This window comes from Candidatus Pantoea formicae (genome assembly GCF_011752625.1).
Lineage (GTDB): Bacteria > Pseudomonadota > Gammaproteobacteria > Enterobacterales > Enterobacteriaceae > Pantoea > Pantoea formicae.
This window is the reverse complement of the sequence record NZ_VWXD01000039.1, coordinates 1-752: the sequence shown is the minus strand read 5'-3', so window position 1 is coordinate 752 and position 752 is coordinate 1. Positions and strand designations below refer to the sequence as shown.

The following is a 752-nucleotide window of genomic DNA, read 5'->3' as shown; positions in this document are numbered from 1 at the left end:
CGCCCCGCTGCGCGCCCCGTGGTGAATCGCCGGAGGGTACGCGGTCGAGCTGGCGGTGGGCCGCCCCTTCCGGGACCACGCCGACATCGACGTGCTGCTGCTGCGTCGCGACCAGTCGGAGGCGCAGCGCGTGCTGTCCGGCTGGGAGTGGTGGGCCGCCGATCCGCCGGGCACGCTGCGGCCCTGGCACCCCGGCGAGATCCTGCCCGCCGGTGTGCACGACATCTGGTGCCGGCCGGGGGCGGACGAGCCGTGGCGCCTGCAGTTCATGCTGGACGACACGGACGGCGAGGACTGGGTGTTCCGCCGCGACCCCCGGGTCCGCCTCCCGCTGGAGCGGCTGGGCCGGGTCTCCGGCGGGGGCGTCCCGTACCTCGCGCCCGAGGTCCAGCTCCTCTACAAGTCCAAGTCCCGCAGGCCCAAGGACGAGCGGGACTGCGAGGCGGCGCTGCCCGTGCTCGACGACCACGGCCGCGCCTGGCTGGCCGAGACGATCACCCTGGTCGAGGGCGCGGACCACCCGTGGGCGGCCAGGCTGCGGGCGCTCCTGGCGGGCTGAGGCTGCCGGTCCCGGAGCCGCCTCACTTCACGTACGCCCCCGCCTTCGCGGCCAGGACCGCGGAGCCGGCCGCCCGGTCCGCCGCGGCCTCGTCGAGCGGGTCGCCGCTGGCGAGCAGCCGGTAGTAGAGCGGCGCCGAGACCGCGCGGACGACCTCGTCCGCGTCCGTCCCCGCCGGGAGTTCGCCGCGCTC

General features: G+C 76.9%; 2 protein-coding genes. One reads left to right on the top strand and one right to left on the bottom strand.

Annotated features, from left to right (window positions below):
• Positions 1-55 precede the first annotated feature (55 nt).
• Positions 56-559 carry a hypothetical protein gene (locus F3J38_RS27770; protein WP_205298443.1) on the top strand — a complete coding sequence of 168 codons (504 nt, stop codon included), beginning with the start codon at positions 56-58 and terminating at the stop codon, positions 557-559.
• A gap of 22 nt (positions 560-581) precedes the next feature.
• On the opposite strand, the gene F3J38_RS28435 is transcribed toward F3J38_RS27770, so the two are convergent.
• The coding region (locus F3J38_RS28435; RefSeq protein WP_205298444.1) for a TetR-like C-terminal domain-containing protein at positions 582-752 on the bottom strand (171 nt) is incomplete at its 5' end.